Annotated in this window: 16 protein-coding genes; 7 read left to right on the forward strand and 9 right to left on the reverse strand. The window is 70.7% G+C overall.

Annotation, left to right across the window (positions count from 1 at the left end; translation table 11 throughout):
• Positions 1-6: 6 nt before the first annotated feature.
• The 7 genes from ACGFIR_RS01020 to rpmH form a co-directional block, all read right to left on the reverse strand.
• Positions 7-1,311 (reverse strand): AAA family ATPase, encoded by a 1,305-nt coding sequence (locus tag ACGFIR_RS01020; RefSeq protein ID WP_393142528.1) that lies wholly within the window; start codon positions 1,309-1,311, stop codon positions 7-9.
• A gap of 270 nt (positions 1,312-1,581) precedes the next feature.
• Positions 1,582-2,280, reverse strand: a complete 699-nt coding sequence (gene rsmG / locus ACGFIR_RS01025) for a 16S rRNA (guanine(527)-N(7))-methyltransferase RsmG (protein ID WP_393143688.1) — start codon at positions 2,278-2,280, stop codon at positions 1,582-1,584.
• 262 nt (positions 2,281-2,542) lie between these two features.
• Positions 2,543-3,133 (reverse strand): protein jag, encoded by a 591-nt coding sequence (locus ACGFIR_RS01030; protein ID WP_393005168.1) that lies wholly within the window; start codon positions 3,131-3,133, stop codon positions 2,543-2,545.
• Between the two features lie 215 nt (positions 3,134-3,348).
• Complete coding sequence (gene yidC / locus ACGFIR_RS01035) at positions 3,349-4,335, reverse strand: membrane protein insertase YidC (RefSeq protein WP_393142530.1); 987 nt, start codon at positions 4,333-4,335, stop codon at positions 3,349-3,351.
• 3 nt (positions 4,336-4,338) lie between these two features.
• Positions 4,339-4,578: a membrane protein insertion efficiency factor YidD gene (gene yidD, locus ACGFIR_RS01040; RefSeq protein WP_393005593.1), complete on the reverse strand. Its 240-nt coding sequence runs from the start codon at positions 4,576-4,578 to the stop codon at positions 4,339-4,341.
• Between the two features lie 44 nt (positions 4,579-4,622).
• Positions 4,623-5,039 (reverse strand): ribonuclease P protein component, encoded by a 417-nt coding sequence (gene rnpA, locus ACGFIR_RS01045; RefSeq protein ID WP_393005164.1) that lies wholly within the window; start codon positions 5,037-5,039, stop codon positions 4,623-4,625.
• Positions 5,040-5,075: 36 nt separating this feature from the next.
• Entirely contained in the window at positions 5,076-5,213 is a 138-nt protein-coding gene (gene rpmH, locus ACGFIR_RS01050) for a 50S ribosomal protein L34 (RefSeq protein WP_089002791.1), read from the reverse strand.
• Between the two features lie 663 nt (positions 5,214-5,876).
• Here rpmH and dnaA point away from each other — a divergent pair.
• The 5 genes from dnaA (at position 5,877) to ACGFIR_RS01075 (ending at position 12,335) form a co-directional block, all read left to right on the forward strand.
• On the forward strand, positions 5,877-7,682 hold the full coding sequence (gene dnaA, locus ACGFIR_RS01055) for a chromosomal replication initiator protein DnaA (RefSeq protein WP_393143690.1): 1,806 nt from the start codon (positions 5,877-5,879) through the stop codon (positions 7,680-7,682).
• Positions 7,683-8,443: 761 nt separating this feature from the next.
• The gene (dnaN, locus tag ACGFIR_RS01060) at positions 8,444-9,577 is read left to right on the forward strand and encodes a DNA polymerase III subunit beta (RefSeq protein ID WP_393005160.1); all 1,134 of its coding nucleotides are present in this window, start codon (positions 8,444-8,446) and stop codon (positions 9,575-9,577) included.
• Positions 9,578-9,618: 41 nt separating this feature from the next.
• Positions 9,619-10,491, forward strand: a complete 873-nt coding sequence (gnd, locus tag ACGFIR_RS01065; RefSeq protein ID WP_393005158.1) for a phosphogluconate dehydrogenase (NAD(+)-dependent, decarboxylating) — start codon at positions 9,619-9,621, stop codon at positions 10,489-10,491.
• 16 nt (positions 10,492-10,507) lie between these two features.
• Positions 10,508-11,641 (forward strand): DNA replication/repair protein RecF, encoded by a 1,134-nt coding sequence (gene recF, locus ACGFIR_RS01070; protein WP_393005156.1) that lies wholly within the window; start codon positions 10,508-10,510, stop codon positions 11,639-11,641.
• Positions 11,631-12,335, forward strand: coding sequence for a DUF721 domain-containing protein (locus ACGFIR_RS01075; RefSeq protein WP_393142532.1), 705 nt, complete (start codon positions 11,631-11,633; stop codon positions 12,333-12,335). Before recF ends, ACGFIR_RS01075 begins: the two co-directional genes overlap by 11 nt.
• A 3-nt stretch (positions 12,336-12,338) precedes the next feature.
• Here ACGFIR_RS01075 and ACGFIR_RS01080 read toward each other — a convergent pair whose 3' ends face one another.
• Positions 12,339-12,566, reverse strand: a complete 228-nt coding sequence (locus ACGFIR_RS01080) for a hypothetical protein (RefSeq protein WP_393142534.1) — start codon at positions 12,564-12,566, stop codon at positions 12,339-12,341.
• Between the two features lie 149 nt (positions 12,567-12,715).
• Positions 12,716-13,270, reverse strand: a complete 555-nt coding sequence (locus tag ACGFIR_RS01085) for a hypothetical protein (RefSeq protein WP_393005150.1) — start codon at positions 13,268-13,270, stop codon at positions 12,716-12,718.
• 511 nt (positions 13,271-13,781) lie between these two features.
• Between ACGFIR_RS01085 and gyrB the strand changes: the two genes are divergently transcribed.
• Both gyrB and gyrA read left to right on the forward strand, forming a co-directional pair.
• Entirely contained in the window at positions 13,782-15,728 is a 1,947-nt protein-coding gene (gene gyrB / locus ACGFIR_RS01090; protein ID WP_393142536.1) for a DNA topoisomerase (ATP-hydrolyzing) subunit B, read from the forward strand.
• 131 nt (positions 15,729-15,859) lie between these two features.
• On the forward strand, positions 15,860-18,379 hold the full coding sequence (gene gyrA, locus ACGFIR_RS01095; RefSeq protein WP_393142538.1) for a DNA gyrase subunit A: 2,520 nt from the start codon (positions 15,860-15,862) through the stop codon (positions 18,377-18,379).
• The last annotated feature ends 2 nt before the right edge of the window (positions 18,380-18,381 follow it).

The raw sequence follows: 18,381 nt of genomic DNA on the forward strand, positions 1-18,381 counted from the left end.
TCCGCACTACGCATTCCGACCCACCGGCTCCTTGACGCCACGCTCGGCGATCTCCTGGGCGGCTTCGAAGTAGCTCGTCGCCCCCCGCGATCCCGGATCGTAGGTCATCACCGACTGGCCGTAGCTGGGCGCCTCCGAGACGCGGACGTTGCGGGGGATGACCGCCTGGAGCACCTTGTCGCCGAAGTGGTTCCGCACGTCCTGCTCGACGGCGTCGGCCAGCCGGGTACGCCGGTCGTACATGGTGAGCAGGATGGTGGAGACGTCGAGCCTGGGGTTGAGGTGCTGACGGACCAGGTTGATGTTGTTGATCAGCTGGTTCAGCCCCTCCAGCGCGTAGTACTCGCACTGGATCGGGATGAGCACCTCCTGCGCGGCCACGAGCGCGTTGACCGTGAGGAGGCCGAGCGAGGGCGGGCAGTCGATGAAGACGTAGTCGAAGTGGCCCGGGTACGCCTCGATCGCCCGGGACAGCCGGGACTCGCGCGCGACGACCGACACCAGCTCGATCTCCGCGCCGGCGAGGTCGATCGTCGCCGGTACGCACCAGAGGTTGGGGATGCCCTCGACGCCCTGGGCTACCTCCTCCAGCGGCACGCTGTTGATGAGGCAGTCGTAGACGTCCGGCACGCCGGTGTGGTGCGGGACGTTCAGCCCCGTGGAGGCGTTGCCCTGCGGGTCCAGGTCGACCACCAGCACCCGGTTACCGTGCAGGGCGAGTGCCACCGCAAGGTTCACCGTCGTCGTGGTCTTTCCTACGCCGCCCTTCTGGTTCGCGACGCACATCACCCGGGTCCGTTCCGGCCGAGGCATCATCACCTCGCCACTCGGATTAAGGATCTGCACGGCGCGCATCGCCTCCATAGCCAACGGTGGGTCATCCTCTTCGCGCGTCGGGGTTTCACGTGAAACGTACGCGGCCTCGGCGACAGCGGCCCCTTGGGAGCCGACCGGGGGCGCGGACATGTCGGTGACGGAAACGGGTTCGGGGGTTGCGTCCGGCACGGAGTCCGGGGTCGGCTGCTGCGGCACGGCGGACTCGAACCGGACCGAGGCTGAGGCGTTGCGCCGGATGGGAACCACCCGACCGCCCGCCGAGTTGTTGGCTCGCGGCACCTCGGGTGCGGCCCTTGGCCCGGAGGGCTCCGGCACGACCGGCTCGACGCCGCCCGGCTGTGCGGACACGTTCCGGTTGGACGGCTGGTTCGAAGGCCCGTCGGGCGGCCAGCTCAGAAATTCGGTTTCACGTGAAACGGGGTCGCCCGCTGACCCGGTCACGCGTGGATCGTCGTACCTTCCGTCGTCATGCACCTGTCATCCCTACCCGCTTCGGATGGTCGGTCCGCACCCCGTCAACTGGCCGCACGCGATCGCACCGCAGAGCGTACGGCCCGGTGGAAGCGGCGGGACCGGTGAACATCCGTTGCCGCCGCTCCACACTATCGACGCGCAGCCAGCCTACGGCTCACGGGCGCAGCCGGTCCACGTCGGGTTCTCAATCCTTCCCGTCCACCCGTACCGGTTCAACGACGCAACCGCCGGTCGGGAAGCCGGACTTCCGGCGTGGTGTCCGCGCGAGACTCAACGCCGCCGGGAGCGACCGCCCCGCGACCTCTTCGGGGCCTTCGGTCGAGCCGGCCCGACCACCCGCTCCCGCACGATCTCCACCACTGTCGTCGGCGGATCGATGACGCCCTCGCCGCAGCGGTGCACCTCGGGCTCGCCGCCGCCGAGCCGGGCGACGGTCTGCGCGTGCTCGGCCACCTCGTCGGCAGCGGACGCGCCCTTGAGCGCGATCAGCCGACCGCCGGGCACGGCCAACGGCAGGCACCACGTGGAGAGCCGGTCCAGCGGGGCGACGGCCCGCGCGGTGACCACGTCCCCGCTCAACGGGCCGACACCCGTCGAGCCGGTCGCCGCCTCGTCGGCCCGCCCCCGGAACACCCGGACCATCTTCGCCAGCCCGAGGTGCTGCACCGCCTCGATGAGGAAGGACGTGCGCCGGGCGAGCGGTTCGATCAGGGTCACCGTCAGGTCGGGTCGTGCGATTGCCAGCACCAGGCCGGGCAACCCGGCCCCGGAACCGACGTCGAGCACCGTCGCCCCGTCCGGGATCCGCTCGGCCACCGCCGCGCAGTTGAGCAGGTGCCGGTCCCAGATCCGGGGCGCCTCGCGCGGGCCGATCAGGCCGCGGACCACGCCGTCGGTGGCGAGCAGTTCGGCGTACGCGGCGGCCAGGTCGAGCCGGTCGCCGAAGAGCGCGCGCGCTGCCACGGCCAACTCCGGCGGCAGCACCGCATCGGCCGGAGACGGCCCAGCGTCGGAAGTCACAGCCGGCGAGGGCCCATTCTCTGCGGTGCCGGCCGGAGACAGCGCGCCCTCAGGGGTCGCGGTCGGGGGCAGTGCGGTGTCGGACGTCACGGCCGGGGACGGCCCGGCGTCAGGGGTCGCGTTCGTCTCGGGCCGGACAGGCGACGGCCCGGGCGGCGTACCACCCGGGCCGTCCACGGCACCGGCCGTGGTGTCGTCGTGGGTCACCCGGTCAGTCCGCCGGCCGGACGATGATGCGCCGGTTCGGCTCGACGCCCTCGGACTCGCTCTCCACGCCGCTCATCGCGTTCACCACGTCGTGCACGCACTTGCGCTCGAACGCGGACATCGGCTCCAGGCGCACGGGCTCGCCGTGCTCCTTGACTTTCTCCACGGCGTTCTTGGCGACCGCAGCAAGCTCCTTGCGGCGGGTCGCCCGGTAGCCGCCGACGTCGAGCAGCAGCCGGCTCGGGGTGCCGGTCTGCCGGAAGACGGCCAGCCGGGCGAGTTCCTGAAGCGCCTCCAGGGTGGCGCCCCGCTGGCCCACGAGGTTCTGCAGCCGACCACCGACCACCTCGACGACGGGACGACCGCCGGAGACCAGCTCGTCGATGTCGCCGTCGTAGTCGAGGATGTCGAGCAGGCCCTCGACGTAGTCCGCCGCGATCTCGCTCTGCCGGAACAGCTCGCTCTCGCCGACGGCCTTCTTCTCCTTCGGGCCCGACTCCGCGTCGGTCTCCTCGGTCTCGCCGTTCACCGCGGTCGGCTCGGTCCCCTCCTCGTCCAGGGACTCGTCGGCGCGGGGGGTGCTGGTGTCGGTCACGGTCTCATCTCCGTACTCGCTCGGCCGGACCGTCGGGTCCGCTGGTTTCCCGGGGCCGGCTGGAGGTTGCCGGTGCCCACGGGCACGTCTGTCGTACGGGCAGTGTCGCCCGTGGCCGCGCCGCGCGCGGCGGTTCCGCCCCGGCGCCGGCCGTACGGCGGCTGCGCGGTGCGGAACGGGCCGCCGTCGGTCTCCCGACGGCGGCCCGGATGTTCTCAGCCCTGCCGCTTGGCGGGGCCCTTCTTGGGGTTGACCGGCTTGGCTCCCGGCTTGGGACCGGCGACCTTCGGCGCGGCCGGCTTCGCCGGGGCCTGGGGGGCAGCCTTGGTACGCCCGAGCAGGCCGCCCGTCTTCGCCGGCTGCACCGGCTTGCGGGCCGTGGTGCCCGGCTTGCCGGTGGCGGTCGGCGGCGGCGGGAACTTCCGCAGCACCCACTGCTGCTGGGCGAGGGTGAAGAGGTTGTTGGTGACCCAGTAGATGATCACACCGATGGGGAAGATCGCTCCGGAGATGAGCAGCGACAGCGGGATGCCGTAGAGCATCAGCTTCTGGATCATCCGCTGCTGCGGGTCCTCGGCCCAACCGGTCTTCAGGATCATCTGGCGGCTGGTGAGGTAGGTGGTGCCCATCATCACCAGGACGAGGATGCCGGCGATGATCTTCACGGTGGTGCCGTTGGCGCCGAGCCGCGCCAACTCCTCGGCGGTGGAGCCGAACTTGCCGGCGATCGGGGCGGTGAAGAGCTTCGCGGACGAGGCGCTCTCGAACTGGCTGATCGTCCAGCCGTAGAGGGTCTTCCCGGCCTCGCTCTTGTCCGGGTTGAGGCGGCGGAGCACGTGGAAGAGGCCCAGGAAGACGGGGATCTGGAGGAACATCGGAAGGCAGCCCATGAGCGGGTTGGCCTTTTCCTTCCGATAGAGCTCCATCATCTCCTTCTGGAGCGTCTCCCGGTCACCCTTGTGCTTCTCCTGCAGCGCCTTCACCTGCGGCTGGAGCGCCTGCATGGCCCGCTGCGACTTGATCTGCTTGACGAAGACGGGGAAGAGGATCACCCGGACGGTGACCACCAGGAAGATGATGGCGAGGATCCAGGCCCAGTTGGTGCCGATCACCGCCGGATCCGGCACCCCGACGAAGTCCCAGGCCCCATGCCAGACCAGCAGGATCCACGAAATCGCGTAGTAGATCCAGTCGAGGCTCAATTCTCAGACTCCAGTCACATCGGCGCGGCGGCGGCCGCCCGGCTCCGGCACCGGGTCGTGTCCACCTGGGTGGAAGGGGTGGCAGCGCAACAGCCGCCGGGCCGTCAGGCCAGCTCCCCGGATCGCGCCGTGCACCGCGACCGCCTCCAGGGCGTAGGCGCTGCACGACGGGTAGAACCGACAGCGGGCCGGCAGCGCCGGACTTATCCACCGACGGTACGCGATGACGGGCCCGGTCAGCAGCCGGGCACCGATCGTCGTCGGCCGGGGCCCGGCCGGTCCGGCGGTCACCGGGACCGCCGCCCGCGGGGCGCCTTCGCCGCCGCGATCGCCGCGTCCAGATCGGCGCCGAGTCGCGGGTACGAGGCGTCGGCCGCGGCGGGCAGCGCCCGTACGACCAGGGTGGCTCCGGTGGGCAGATCCGCCAGCCGCTCACGGACAAGGTGTCGCAGGCGACGCCGGACCCGGTTGCGGACCACGGCGTTGCCGACGGCCTTGGACACGACGAAGCCGGCGCGGGCCGGCGCGGAAGGTTGCTCCGCACCACTGCTCCGCGCCGGCTCCGGCGAGGTTGCTGTCGCGGGTTCGAGGGCTGCCGGCAGGCTCAGGTGGACGACGAGCGCGCCACGACCGGCTCGTCGGCCACCCCGGACCGCTGCGGCGAAGTCAGTGCTGCGCCGCAGTCGCTGTGCGGCCGCCAGCACGACTGCCCACGTCCCCCGGACCTGCCCCGGTCGGCCTCAGGCCGACAGGCGGGCGCGGCCCTTGGAGCGACGGGTCGACAGGATGGCGCGGCCGGCACGGGTGCGCATGCGCAGCCGGAAGCCGTGGGTCTTCGCGCGCCGGCGGTTGTTCGGCTGGTAGGTGCGCTTGCTCACGTCAGGCTCTCCGTTTTCGTACGCCCCGGGCGAGGGGTCGCCGGGATCGTGTGGTGGTCCAGGCCACCTCGACGGTGGCCCCCCGATCGGTGCTGCCCGTCGGAGCGGGACCTCGGCGATGCGGGGAAGCAACCGCGGACAGCAAGCACCCATCACCCTAGCAGAGGGCGAGAGAGCAGCCGTTCCAGCCTACGCAGGGCGGCAACCACCGTCAAACACTCCCCAGCAGGGCGGACACCGGCCCTGCCCGGCGACCGATGGGGCCGTTTTCGCTCATGTCGACAAGGGTCGCCGCGCGTCGGCGGTTGATGACGCGCCGACAACGCTGTTACCGTGCCCGATTGCGGTCAGCGTCGAAAGGTCCGGTCGTTGCCGGCGGGCAAGACCGGACAAGGTAGTGAATCGTTCGGCACGGTGAACCCGCTTCAGCGCCCGTTCAGGCAGGGGGCAGGTCCGACCCGCGTCCGGCGGGCGGCCACAATCGGTGCGTACACAGGCTGTGGATAACTTGTGGACGAGGACCGGTCGGCCGCCCGGTGGGTGTCGTTCCACCCGCGCATACGCGGCGGGCCCGGGACGGCCGACCGGAGCAGACGGCGGCGTCGGCGGAGCAGAGGCGAGGGGGGTGGCACGACGGTGACCGGTACGACCGACCTTGCCGCGGTGTGGACGGCGGCGACCGACGAACTCGCCGACGAGATCATCTCCGCGCAGCAGCGGGCGTACCTGCGGCTGACCCGGCTGCGTGCCATCGTCGAGGACACCGCGCTGCTCTCCGTCCCGGACGCCTTCACCCGGGACGTGATCGAGTCGCGGCTGCGCCCGGCGATCACGGAGGCGCTCACCCGCCGGTTGGGCCGACCGATCCAGGTCGCGGTGACCGTACGCCTGCCCGAGGACGGCGCGAGCCGCCCGGCGGGCACCGTCTACCGCAGCGTCCCGGAGCCCGGACCGGCCGACCACGACGGCGGGCTGCCCGCGCACCCCGACGCGCCGATGGGCTACGACGGGACGACCGGGCAGCGCGACGACGAGGTCCTCGACTCCGGGCAGCCGCCTCTCATCCCCGAGCAGGCCCACCCCCAGCGGCGACCCGACGCGTCGGTGCCGGGCGCGGACGGGCACCGGCCGGACGAGCGGGGCGGGCAGGAGACGCTGTTCAGCACCGCCTTCGCCGGGCCCGACCGGTCGGGCCCGCTGCGACACCAGACCGAACGCCAGGGCTACGACGGGCAGGTCGCCCGGCTGGACCCGCCGGCCGCCGACGTACGGGGGTACGAGCCGCGCTACCGCGAGGACGCCGTCTCCCCCCGGGACCAGCACGTGATCCGGGCCCTGCCCCGCGACACGGGAACCGACAACGGGCCCGGGCGGGGTGGCGCGGATCACCATCGGCCCGGTGGCCGGGACGATCGCCGGCTGCCGGGCGCCGACACCGGCGGCAACCGGCTCAACCCGAAGTACATGTTCGAGACGTTCGTCATCGGCTCGTCCAACCGCTTCGCGCACGCCGCGAGCGTCGCGGTCGCCGAGTCGCCGGCGAAGGCGTACAACCCGCTCTTCATCTACGGCAGCTCGGGGCTGGGCAAGACGCACCTGCTGCACGCCATCGGGCACTACGCCACGACGCTGGGCAACGCGCGCTCGGTCCGGTACGTCTCGACCGAGGAGTTCACCAACGACTTCATCAACTCGCTCCGGGACGACAAGACCAGTGCGTTCCAGCGGCGCTACCGCGACGTCGACATCCTGCTGATCGACGACATCCAGTTCCTGGAGAACCGCGAGCGCACGCAGGAGGAGTTCTTCCACACGTTCAACACGCTGCACAACGCCAACAAGCAGATCGTGATCACCTCCGACCGGTCGCCGAAGCAGCTCGCGACCCTGGAGGACCGGCTGCGTACCCGCTTCGAGTGGGGGCTGCTCGCCGACATCCAGCCGCCGGACCTGGAGACCCGGATCGCGATCCTGCAGAAGAAGGCGGCGCAGGAGCGCCTCTACGCCCCGCCGGACGTGCTGGAGTTCATCGCCTCGCGGGTGTCGAACTCGATCCGGGAGCTGGAGGGCGCGCTGATCCGGGTCACGGCGTTCGCCAGCCTGACCCGTTCCACGGTCGAGCTGTCGCTGGCGGAGGAGGTGCTGCGGGACTTCATCCCCGACGGTGCCGGGCCGGAGATCACCGCCGACCAGATCATGGTCTCCACCGCCGACTACTTCGGCGTCAGCCTGGAGGACCTGCGCGGGCACTCCCGCTCGCGGGTGCTGGTGAACGCCCGTCAGGTCGCCATGTACCTGTGCCGTGAGCTGACCGACCTGTCGCTGCCCCGCATCGGGCAGGCCTTCGGCGGCCGGGACCACACCACCGTGATGCACGCCGACCGCAAGATCCGCCAGCAGATGGCCGAGCGCCGCTCGCTCTACAACCAGATCGCCGAGCTGACCAACCGGATCAAGCAGAACACCTGAGCGACGCGGAACGACGCGCCCGGCCGGACCTCTCGGCCGGGCGTTTTTTCGTCTTCCACAGCCGGCCCGGCTTGACCCTCGACATGGTCTAGGCCACAGCATCGGGGCCGTGTCCGTACACAGCCCGGATCGTTGTCCACATCTCGTTGTCCACAGCCTGTGGGAAACTACCGTCCGTCCACCGCCAGTTACCCACAGGTTGTGGACAAACCCTGGGGACGACGCTGTGGACGACTGTGGACAGTCCGGAAGTTGTCCACCGGTGACGGCCCACCTGTGGGCAACCTGTTGAAGGTTCTGGGGATGACGACGTCCGGGCGTCGGTCGCCCGTCCACAGGGCTGGGGAGAAAGTCGGTGGATAACCGGTGGATAACCGGTGGACGACGGTGGACAACCTGGGGGCGCCGACGGCCTGTGGACAGGAAGACGAGTTGTACCCCGGGTTCTCCACAGGTAAACCACCGGTGGATAACGTGCCTGACCTGCGCAGACGCTAGTTCTCCACAGTTTGCACAGGTGCGATGAAGATGACGAGTTATCTCTTCTAAGACAACAAAAACCAATCATCACCGTTGGACTTCCTGTGGATTGGCCGGAAGGCCGTCGTGGACGGCTCTCCGGCACCAGGGAAGTCACGGGGTCGGGCGCACAGCCGATGCCCACGCGCCCTAAGGTGCGATGGGTACCCGCACGGACAGGCGGGTCGGTAGGCAGCGGTCGGCATGAGAGAGTTGTCGCTGACGTCGACGCGGAGGCATTGATGAAGTTCCGAGTGGAGCGCGACGCGCTCGCCGAGGCCGTGGCCTGGACCGCGAAGAGCCTGCCCAGCCGGCCGTCCGTACCGGTGCTCGCGGGCGTGATGCTGCGCGTCACCGACGGCAACCTGCAGGTCTCCGGCTTCGACTACGAGGTCTCCAGCCAGGTCACCGTCGAGGTGCAGGGGGACGCCGACGGCGCCGCCCTGGTCTCCGGCCGGCTGCTGGCCGAGATCACCAAGGCGCTGCCCGCCAAGCCGGTGGACATCGCCGCCGTCGGCGCCCACCTCGAACTGGTCTGCGGCAGCGCCCGGTTCACCCTGCCCACCATGCCGGTCGAGGACTACCCGTCCCTGCCGGAGATGCCCGAGAGCGCCGGCACCATCGACGCCGCCGCCTTCGCGGCCGCCGTCGCCCAGGTGGCCGTCGCCGCCGGCCGCGACGAGACGCTGCCGATGATGACCGGCGTACGCATCGAGCTCTCCGGCGGCACGCTGGCCATGCTCGCCACCGACCGCTACCGGCTGGCCCTGCGCGAGATGGAGTGGAACCCGGACGACTCCGAGGTGAGCCTCAACGCCCTCGTGCCGGCCCGGACCCTGCACGACACCGCCAAGGCCCTCGGCCCGATCGGTGGCCAGGTCACCATGGCGCTCTCCCAGGGCGCGGCCGGCGAGGGGATGATCGGCTTCGCCGGCGGCACCCGACGCACCACCAGCCGCCTGCTCGACGGGGCGAACTACCCCCCGGTGCGCTCCCTCTTCCCCGCCACCCACAACGCCGAGGCCCGGGTGCCCGTCAGCACCCTGATCGAGGTCGTCAAGCGGGTCGCCCTCGTCGCCGACCGGGCCACCCCGGTGCTGCTGAGCTTCAGCGCCGACGGCCTGGTGGTCGAGGCCGGCGGCACCGAGGAGGCGCGGGCCAGCGAGGCGATGGAGGCCACCTTCACCGGTGACGCGCTGACCATCGGCTTCAACCCCCAGTACCTGATCGACGGTCTGACCAACCTGGGGTCCCAGTTCGCCGTGCTCTCGTTCGTCGACGCCTTCAAGCCCGCGGTGATTTCGCCCGCCGGCGAGGATGGCGAGGTCATCCCCGGGTACCGGTACCTCATCATGCCGATCCGCGTCTCCCGCTGATCGCGTCCCGAGAAGACCACGACGCACGGAGGTAGGAACACATGCAGCTCGGCCTGGTAGGGCTCGGCCGGATGGGCGGCAACATGCGCGAGCGGTTGCGCGCCGCCGGGCACGAGGTGGTCGGCTTCGACCACAACGCGGAGCTGAGCGACGTCGCGACCCTCGCGGAGCTGGCGGAGAAGCTGGAGTCGCCCCGGGCCGTCTGGGTCATGGTCCCGGCCGGCGTCACCGACGCGACCATCGACGAGCTCGCCGACGTCCTCGGCGAGGGCGACATCATCATCGACGGTGGCAACTCCCGCTTCAGCGACGACGCGCCCCGCGCGGAGCGGCTGAACGAGCGCGGCATCGGCTACCTCGACGCCGGCGTCTCGGGCGGCGTCTGGGGCCGGCAGAACGGCTACGCGCTCATGGTCGGCGGCGCCCAGGAGCACGTCGAGCGGCTCATGCCGATCTTCGATTCGCTGAAGCCGGCTGGCGAGTTCGGCTTCGTGCACGCCGGTCCGGTGGGCGCCGGGCACTACGCCAAGATGGTCCACAACGGCATCGAGTACGGCCTGATGCACGCCTACGCCGAGGGCTACGAGCTGCTGGCCAAGTCGGAGCTGGTCACCAACGTGCCCGGGGTGTTCAAGTCCTGGCGCGAGGGCACCGTGGTCCGGTCCTGGCTGCTGGACCTGCTCGACCGGGCCCTCGACGAGGACCCGGAGCTGGCCGAGCTGAGCGGCTACACGGAGGACACGGGCGAGGGTCGGTGGACGGTCGACGAGGCGGTCCGGCTCGCCGTGCCGCTGAACGTGATCACCGCCTCGCTCTTCGCCCGCTTCGCCTCCCGCCAGGACGACTCCCCGGCCATGAAGGCGGTCGCCGCGCTGCGCCAGCAGTTCGGCGGGCACGCCGTCCGCAAGCGCTGACGGAATCCACGCGCCTGTGTACGTCCGCCGGCTCGAACTGGTCGACTTCCGCTCGTACGAGCGGGTCGGCGTGGACCTGGAGCCGGGGGCGAACGTCCTGACCGGCGCCAACGGCGTCGGCAAGACGAACCTGGTCGAGGCGCTGGGCTACGTGGCGACCCTGGATTCGCACCGGGTCGCCACGGACGCCCCCCTCGTACGGATGGGCGCCTCCTCGGCGGTGATCCGCTGCGCGGTCGTGCACGAGGGCCGCGAGCTGCTGGTGGAACTGGAGATCGTCCCGGGCAAGGCCAACCGGGCCCGGCTGGGACGGTCACCGGCCCGCCGCGCGCGGGACGTCCTCGGCGCGTTGCGGCTCGTGCTGTTCGCCCCGGAGGACCTGGAACTCGTCCGGGGCGACCCGGCCGAACGCCGCCGTTACCTCGACGACCTGCTGGTCAGCCGCCAACCCCGGTACGCCGGCGTGCGGGCCGACTACGAACGGGTGGTCAAGCAGCGCAACGCCCTGCTGCGCACCGCGTACCTGGCCCGCAAGACGGGCGGGTCGCGGGGCGGGGACCTGTCGACCCTGGCGGTGTGGGACACGCATCTCGCCCGGCACGGCGCCGAACTGCTCGCCGGGCGGCTGGAGCTGGTCGCCGCGCTGGGCCCGCACGTGACCAAGGCGTACGACGCGGTGGCGGCGGGACGCGGGGCCGCCGGGATCGCGTACCGGCCGTCGGTGGAGCTGGCGGAGCCCACCACCGACCGGGAGGCCCTGGCGGCGGCACTGACCGCCGCGCTCGTGGAGTCCCGCGCCGCCGAGGTCGAGAGAGGCACCACCCTGGTCGGCCCGCACCGCGACGAACTGGCGCTGACGCTGGGCCCCCTGCCCGCCAAGGGCTACGCCAGCCACGGCGAGTCCTGGTCGTACGCCCTGGCCCTGCGGCTGGCCGGCTACGACCTGCTCCGCTCCGACGGCATCGAGCCGGTGCTGGTGCTCGACGACGTCTTCGCCGAGCTGGACGCCGGGCGGCGGGAGCGGCTGGCGGAGCTGGTCGGCGGAGCGAGCCAGCTGCTGGTGACCTGTGCCGTGGACGAGGACGTGCCGGCCTCCCTGCGCGGCGCCCGCTACGCGGTGGGCGACGGGACGGTACGACGTGTCGGATGAGCTTCCACCGGCCCGCCTGGGGCCGGTACGCGGCCGGCCGGCCGGCGACCCCGCCGACGCGGCGCGCGGGGCCGACCCGAGCCGCGGGCATCCGGCCGGGGCCGGTGGCGACCGGGCGGACGGCGCGGCGCGCGGCGGCGAGCCGTCCGCCGGCACGCCGTCCGGTGGCGATGCGGCCGGCGGCGCGAGCGGGCCGGAGCTGGCCCGGGCGGTGCTGGACGCGGCACGGGCCCGCCGGGAGGCGGCGGCCCGTACGCGTCGGCGTACCCCCGGCGGTGGGGGTGACGGGGGCGGTCAGGAGCGGCGTCTGCGCGGATACTCCGGCCCCGGTCCGGACCCCCGCGACCCGCAGCCGCTCGGCGCGGTCCTCAACCGGCTCGTCAAGGCGCGCGGCTGGCAGCAGCCGGCGGCCGAGGCGACGGTGTTCGGCGCCTGGGAGCGGGTGGTGGGCCCGGAGGTGGCCCAGCACAGCCGCCCGGTGAAGCTGGAGGACGGCGAGCTGACCGTGGAGGCGCGCTCGACCGCCTGGGCCACCCAGCTCCGGCTGCTGGCCGGCTCGCTGCTGAAGCAGATCGCCAGCGAGGTCGGCCACAACGTGGTGCGCAAGCTGCACATCCACGGCCCTGCCGCGCCGTCCTGGTCGAAGGGCCCGCGCCGGGTCCGGGGCCGCGGCCCACGGGACACCTACGGCTGACGGTCAGCGACCCCCGCGCCGGGCCTCCCGCTCGGCGCGCTTGCGTTCCCGCTGCTCGCGGCTCCACTGCTTACGCCGCTCCAGGTCCTGCTTCCACGCCTCCCGGGCGTGGTGCGAGCCGCCCTGCACCGCGCCCTGCACCTCGGGCGGGCCCGCGAGACGCCGGTACGCCCAGGCCATCAGCCGCCCGCCCTCGCCGGGGGCCTTCGGGGTGGGCTTCTCCTCGGTCATCGCCTGACCTCCCGCGCGCGGTGAACAATCGGCATGCGCACCATTGGTACACCATGCCGGTGGAGGACCTGCGCCACCCGCGTACCGCGCGGACCCAGGTCACCGCCGCCGTCGACCGGGTGGCCCCAGGCGTCGGCACGCACAAAGGCTCAGGCGTCGGCGTACACGGCGAAGCCGCGGTCGGCGCAGCGGCGGTAGAAGGCGGCCAGCACCGCCAGCTCGGCGCAGGTGAAGTTCCACTGCGGCGGCTCGCCGCTCTCGTCGCGCAGCGCGTCCAGGCGGCTGTCGAGCCAGCGCAGCTGCTGCTCGGCCAACCGCCCGTCGGCGAGCAACGACCGCAGCACCTCGCTCACCGAGTCGAAGGTGACCGCCTCGCCGTGCGGGCGGTGGCCCGTCACGAACCGCTCGACGCCACCGGCGATCCAGGCGCAACCGTCGGGATCGATCACCGGGTCCTCGTCCTCCGCCGCCGCGTCCGTGGCGTAGAGCACACCTTCCAGGCCGAGCAGCAGATCGACCAGCTCGGTGTACGCGGTCGCCCGCACGGTGCCGGTCTTCGCGATCAGCTCGGCGAGCGCCGCGGTGGGCGCGGAGATGCGGGGCATGTCGACGATGTCGCCGAAGTCGACGAACTCGGCCGGTGCGACCGGGTCGTAGAAGCGGCCGGTCCGCGGCCAATGCACCGCGACGTTGTCCAGCCCCATCTGGTGTCACCTCTTCGAGAGCACGGATAGTTCGTATCGGCTCGATCGTCCGGTTCCGGCCGGAAAAGATCAAGGCCGGGTCGGCGGCGTGGCGGCTGTGACGTTTTCCGGCCCGGTCGACCGGCACCCGATCGTCAGGCGGCGGCGCCCCCGATCGCCCCATGGCGTGTAGGGGGAGTCGAGGGCGACGCGGTTCGGCCGGCTACGTCGGTCTCAGCCGCCTCGCAGGGGTGCCGAGTGGTGGTTCTGTCGCTGGCGCACAGTAAGATTGACCGCGAGACGAAGACCCGGTGCGGAGCGACGAGACACGGGCCCGTGAGCGGGGCCCGCGATCATTGTCCATGTCGGGTCGAGCCGATCGCGATCCGCGGGCAACCGCGGCGACCGGCGCGTTCGACCCGTACCCCGGAATTGTCCCCGGTGCCGGTCTGCGCGTCGACGTCGCGTCCTGTCCGCCGAACCCGCGCCCGACGCGCCACCAGGTGCGGACGGCGCGAGAAAGTGGCCGAGGGTGGCAGCGCAGGACAAGCAGGAGTACGGCGCCGGGTCGATCACCGTCCTCGAAGGGCTGGAGGCGGTCCGGAAGCGCCCCGGTATGTACATCGGGTCGACCGGTGAGCGTGGTCTGCACCACCTCGTGTGGGAGGTCGTCGACAACGCGGTGGACGAGGCGCTGGCCGGTCACTGCGACACCGTCGACGTGGTGCTGCTCGCCGACGGCGGGGTCCGGGTCACCGACAACGGTCGGGGTTTCCCGGTCGACCTGCACCCGAAGCTGAAGAAGCCGGGCGTCGAGGTGGCGCTGACCGTGCTGCACGCGGGCGGCAAGTTCGACGGCAAGGCGTACGCCGTCTCCGGCGGCCTGCACGGCGTCGGCGTGTCCGTGGTGAACGCCCTCTCCACGAAGATGGCCGTGGAGATCCACAAGGACGGCTCCGTCTGGCGGCAGCAGTACCACAACTCCAAGCCGACCCCGCTGGAGAAGGGCGAGACGACCGACCGGACCGGCTCCGCGGTCGCCTTCTGGCCCGACCCGGACGTGTTCGAGACGGTCGACTTCGACTTCCAGACCATCTACCGCCGCCTCCAGGAGATGGCCTTCCTCAACCGGGGCCTCACCATCCACCTGCTCGACGAGCGGGTCCCGGAGGGCGAGGAGGGCAAGCCGCGCGAGGTCACCTTCTGCTACAAGGGCGGTATCGCCGACTTCGTCCGGCACCTCAACGCCTCGAAGAACCCGATCCACAAGACCGTGGTCGAGTTCGGCTCCGAGGAGGAGGGCATGTCGGTCGAGATCGCCATGCAGTGGAACGAGTCGTACGGCGAGTCGGTCTACACCTTCGCCAACACGATCAACACCCACGAGGGCGGCACCCACGAGGAGGGCTTCCGGGCCGCGCTGACCAGCGTCGTCAACCGCTACGGCACCGACAAGAAGCTGCTCAAGGGCGACGAGAAGCTCTCCGGCGAGGACATCCGCGAGGGCCTGGCCGCGATCATCTCGGTCAAGCTGGCCAACCCGCAGTTCGAGGGCCAGACCAAGACCAAGCTGGGCAACACCCCGGTGAAGAGCTTCGTGCAGCGGGTCTGCAACGAGTGGCTGGTCGACTGGTTCGACCGCAACCCGGCCGAGGCGAAGATCATCATCCAGAAGGCGTCCCAGGCCGCCCGGGCCCGGATCGCCGCGCAGCAGGCGCGCAAGCTGGCCCGGCGCAAGTCGCTGCTCGAGTCCGGTTCGATGCCGGGCAAGTTGGCCGACTGCCAGTCCACCGACCCGCGCGAGTCCGAGGTCTTCATCGTCGAGGGCGACTCGGCCGGCGGCTCGGCCAAGCAGGGCCGCGACCCGCGGGTGCAGGCGATCCTGCCGATCCGGGGCAAGATCCTCAACGTGGAGAAGGCCCGGATCGACCGGGTGCTCAAAAACAACGAGGTCCAGGCCCTGATCACGGCCCTCGGCACCGGGATCCACGACGACTTCGACATCGAGAAGCTGCGCTACCACAAGATCGTGCTGATGGCCGACGCCGACGTCGACGGCCAGCACATCCAGACGCTGCTGCTCACGCTGCTCTTCCGCTTCATGCGCCCGCTGGTCGAGCTGGGGCACGTCTACCTGGCCGCCCCGCCGCTCTACAAGATCAAGTGGAACAAGAAGGGCGACGACGCGCAGTACGCGTACTCGGACCGCGAGCGCGACGGCCTGATCGCGCTGCGCCAGCAGAAGAAGCCGAACGCGAAGCCGGACGACATCCAGCGCTTCAAGGGCCTCGGCGAGATGAACTACCCCGAACTGTGGGAGACCACGATGAACCCGGCGACGCGTACGCTGCGTCAGGTCACGCTCGACGACGCGGCCACCGCCGACGAGTTGTTCAGCGTGCTGATGGGTGAGGACGTCGAGGCGCGCCGCTCGTTCATCCAGCGCAACGCCAAGGACGTCCGGTTCCTGGACATCTGACGGGTCACGGCGGGCCGGCCGGTCGTCCACCGGCCGGCCCGCCGATCCACAGAGTTATCCACAGCGCGGCCGGTATCCACAGCCGTTATCCACAGCACAAAAACGACTCTGAGTCTGATAAGGGTTAACAAGTGACCGATATCCCCGAGTCCACACCCAACGAGCCCGAGGTCCCGGAGACCGTCGCCGCCGTCGTCGCGCACGACCGCATCGAACCGGTCGGGCTCGAGGTGGAGATGCAGCGCTCCTACCTCGACTACGCGATGAGCGTCATCGTCGGGCGGGCGCTGCCGGACGTCCGGGACGGGCTCAAGCCGGTCCACCGCAAGATCCTCTACGCCATGTTCGACTCCGGCTACCGGCCGGACCGGGGCTACGTGAAGTGCTCCCGCGTGGTCGGCGACGTGATGGGTCAGTTCCACCCGCACGGCGACTCGGCGATCTACGACGCGCTGGTCCGCATGGCGCAGCCCTGGTCGCTGCGCTACCCGCTGGTCGACGGCAACGGCAACTTCGGCTCGCCGGGCAACGATCCCGCGGCCGCCATGCGCTACACCGAATGCAAGCTCGACCCGCTGGCCATGGAGATGCTGCGGGACATCGACGAGGACACCGTCGACCTCCAGGACAACTACGACGGCCGGGCCAAGGAGCCCACCATCCTGCCGTCGCGGATCCCGAACCTGCTCGTCAACGGCTCCGAGGGCATCGCGGTCGGCATGGCCACCAAGATCCCGCCGCACAACCTGCGCGAGATCGGCGCGGCCGTGCAGTGGTGCCTGGAGCACCCGGAGGAGGACGAGGCCACCACCCTCGACGCGCTGCTGGAGATCGTCAAGGGGCCGGACTTCCCCACCCACGGTCTGATCGTCGGCACGCAGGCGATCCAGGACGCGTACCGCACCGGGCGCGGGTCGATCCGGATGCGGGCCGTGGTGGAGGTCGAGGAGGACAAGCGGGGTCGCCCCTGCCTGGTCGTCAGCGAGCTGCCCTACCAGGTCAACCCGGACAATCTGGCCGAGCGCATCGCCGAGCTGATCAAGGAGGGCAAGCTCGCCGGCATCGCCGACATCCGCGACGAGTCCTCCGGGCGTACCGGCATGCGGATCGTGCTCGTGCTGAAGCGCGACGCGGTCGCCAAGGTGGTGCTGAACAACCTCTACAAGCACACCCAGCTCCAGGAGACCTTCGGCGCCAACATGCTGGCGCTGGTCGACGGGGTGCCGCGCACGCTCAACCTGGCGCAGTTCATCCGTTACTACGTCGAGCACCAGGTCGAGGTGATCCGCCGGCGTACGGCGTTCCGGCTGCGCAAGGCCGAGGAGCGGGCGCACATCCTGCGCGGTCTGGCCAAGGCGTTGGACGCCCTCGACGAGGTGATCGCCCTGATCCGGCGCTCGCCCACCGTCGAGGACGCCCGGCAGGGCCTGATCCGGCTGCTGGAGATCGACGAGATCCAGGCGACCGCGATCCTCGACATGCAGCTGCGCCGGCTCGCCGCGTTGGAGCGGCAGCGGATCCTCGACGACCTGGCCAAACTGGAGCTGGAGATCGCCGACCTCAAGGACATCCTCGCCAAGCCCGAGCGGCAGCGCAGGATCGTCTCGGAGGAACTGGGCGAGATCATCGCCAAGTGGGGTGACGAGCGGCGTACCAAGATCGTGCCGTTCGAGGGCGAGGTCTCCATGGAGGACCTGATCGCCCGTGAGGACGTGGTGGTCACGATCACCCGTACGGGCTACGCGAAGCGGACCAAGGTCGATCTCTACCGTTCGCAGCGGCGCGGCGGCAAGGGTGTCAGCGGGGCGACCCTCCGACAGGACGACATCGTCAGCCACTTCTTCGTATGCTCGACCCACGACTGGATGCTCTTCTTCACCAACAAGGGGCGCGTCTACCGGGCGAAGGCATACGAACTGCCGGAGGCCAGTAGGGTGGCCAAGGGCCAGCACGTGGCCAACCTGCTCGCCTTCCAGCCCGACGAGCAGATCGCGCAGATCATCGAGATTCCGAACTACCAGGTGGCCCCCTACCTGGTACTTGCCACGAAGAACGGCCTGGTGAAGAAGACTCGACTCGAGGAGTTCGACTCCCCTCGGTCCGGCGGAATCATCGCGATCAACCTGCGCGACGAGGACGAGCTGGTCGGGGCGGCGCTCGTCGCCCCCGAGGAGGATCTGCTGCTGGTCTCGAAGAACGCGCAGGCGATCCGGTTCAACGCGAGCGACGAGGCGCTGCGTCCGATGGGACGGGCCACCTCGGGCGTCATCGGCATGCGCTTCAGCGAGGACGACGTCCTGCTGGCCATGGAGGTGGTCCGCGAAGGGCTGGACGTGCTGGTGGCCACGAACGGGGGATATGCGAAACGCACCCCGATCGAGGAATACCCCGTGCAGGGCCGGGGAGGTAAGGGCGTGCTGACTGCGAAGATCACTGAGCGGCGCGGTGGTCTGGTCGGCGCGGTGGTGATCGACCCGGACGACGAGCTGTTCGCGATCACCAGCAACGGTGGTGTCATCCGGACTCCGGTGAAGCCTGTACGCCGTACGCGTGACCGGAACACAATGGGGGTCAAGCTGATGGACCTTCCGGATGGCGTGACTATCGTGGCGATTGCTCGCAATGCCGACGAGCCTGACGAACAGGACTAGTT

The organism is Micromonospora sp. NPDC049051 (assembly GCF_043197575.1).
Taxonomy (GTDB): domain Bacteria; phylum Actinomycetota; class Actinomycetes; order Mycobacteriales; family Micromonosporaceae; genus Micromonospora.

Excerpts from the sequence above, each read along its gene's own strand:
- dnaN (WP_393005160.1), top strand. The coding sequence starts at position 8,444 with ATGAAGTTCCGAGTGGAGCGCGACGCGCTCGCCGAGGCCGTGGCCTGG.
- gnd (WP_393005158.1), top strand. The coding sequence starts at position 9,619 with ATGCAGCTCGGCCTGGTAGGGCTCGGCCGGATGGGCGGCAACATGCGC.
- ACGFIR_RS01085 (WP_393005150.1), bottom strand. The coding sequence starts at position 13,270 with ATGGGGCTGGACAACGTCGCGGTGCATTGGCCGCGGACCGGCCGCTTC.
- ACGFIR_RS01080 (WP_393142534.1), bottom strand. The coding sequence starts at position 12,566 with ATGACCGAGGAGAAGCCCACCCCGAAGGCCCCCGGCGAGGGCGGGCGG.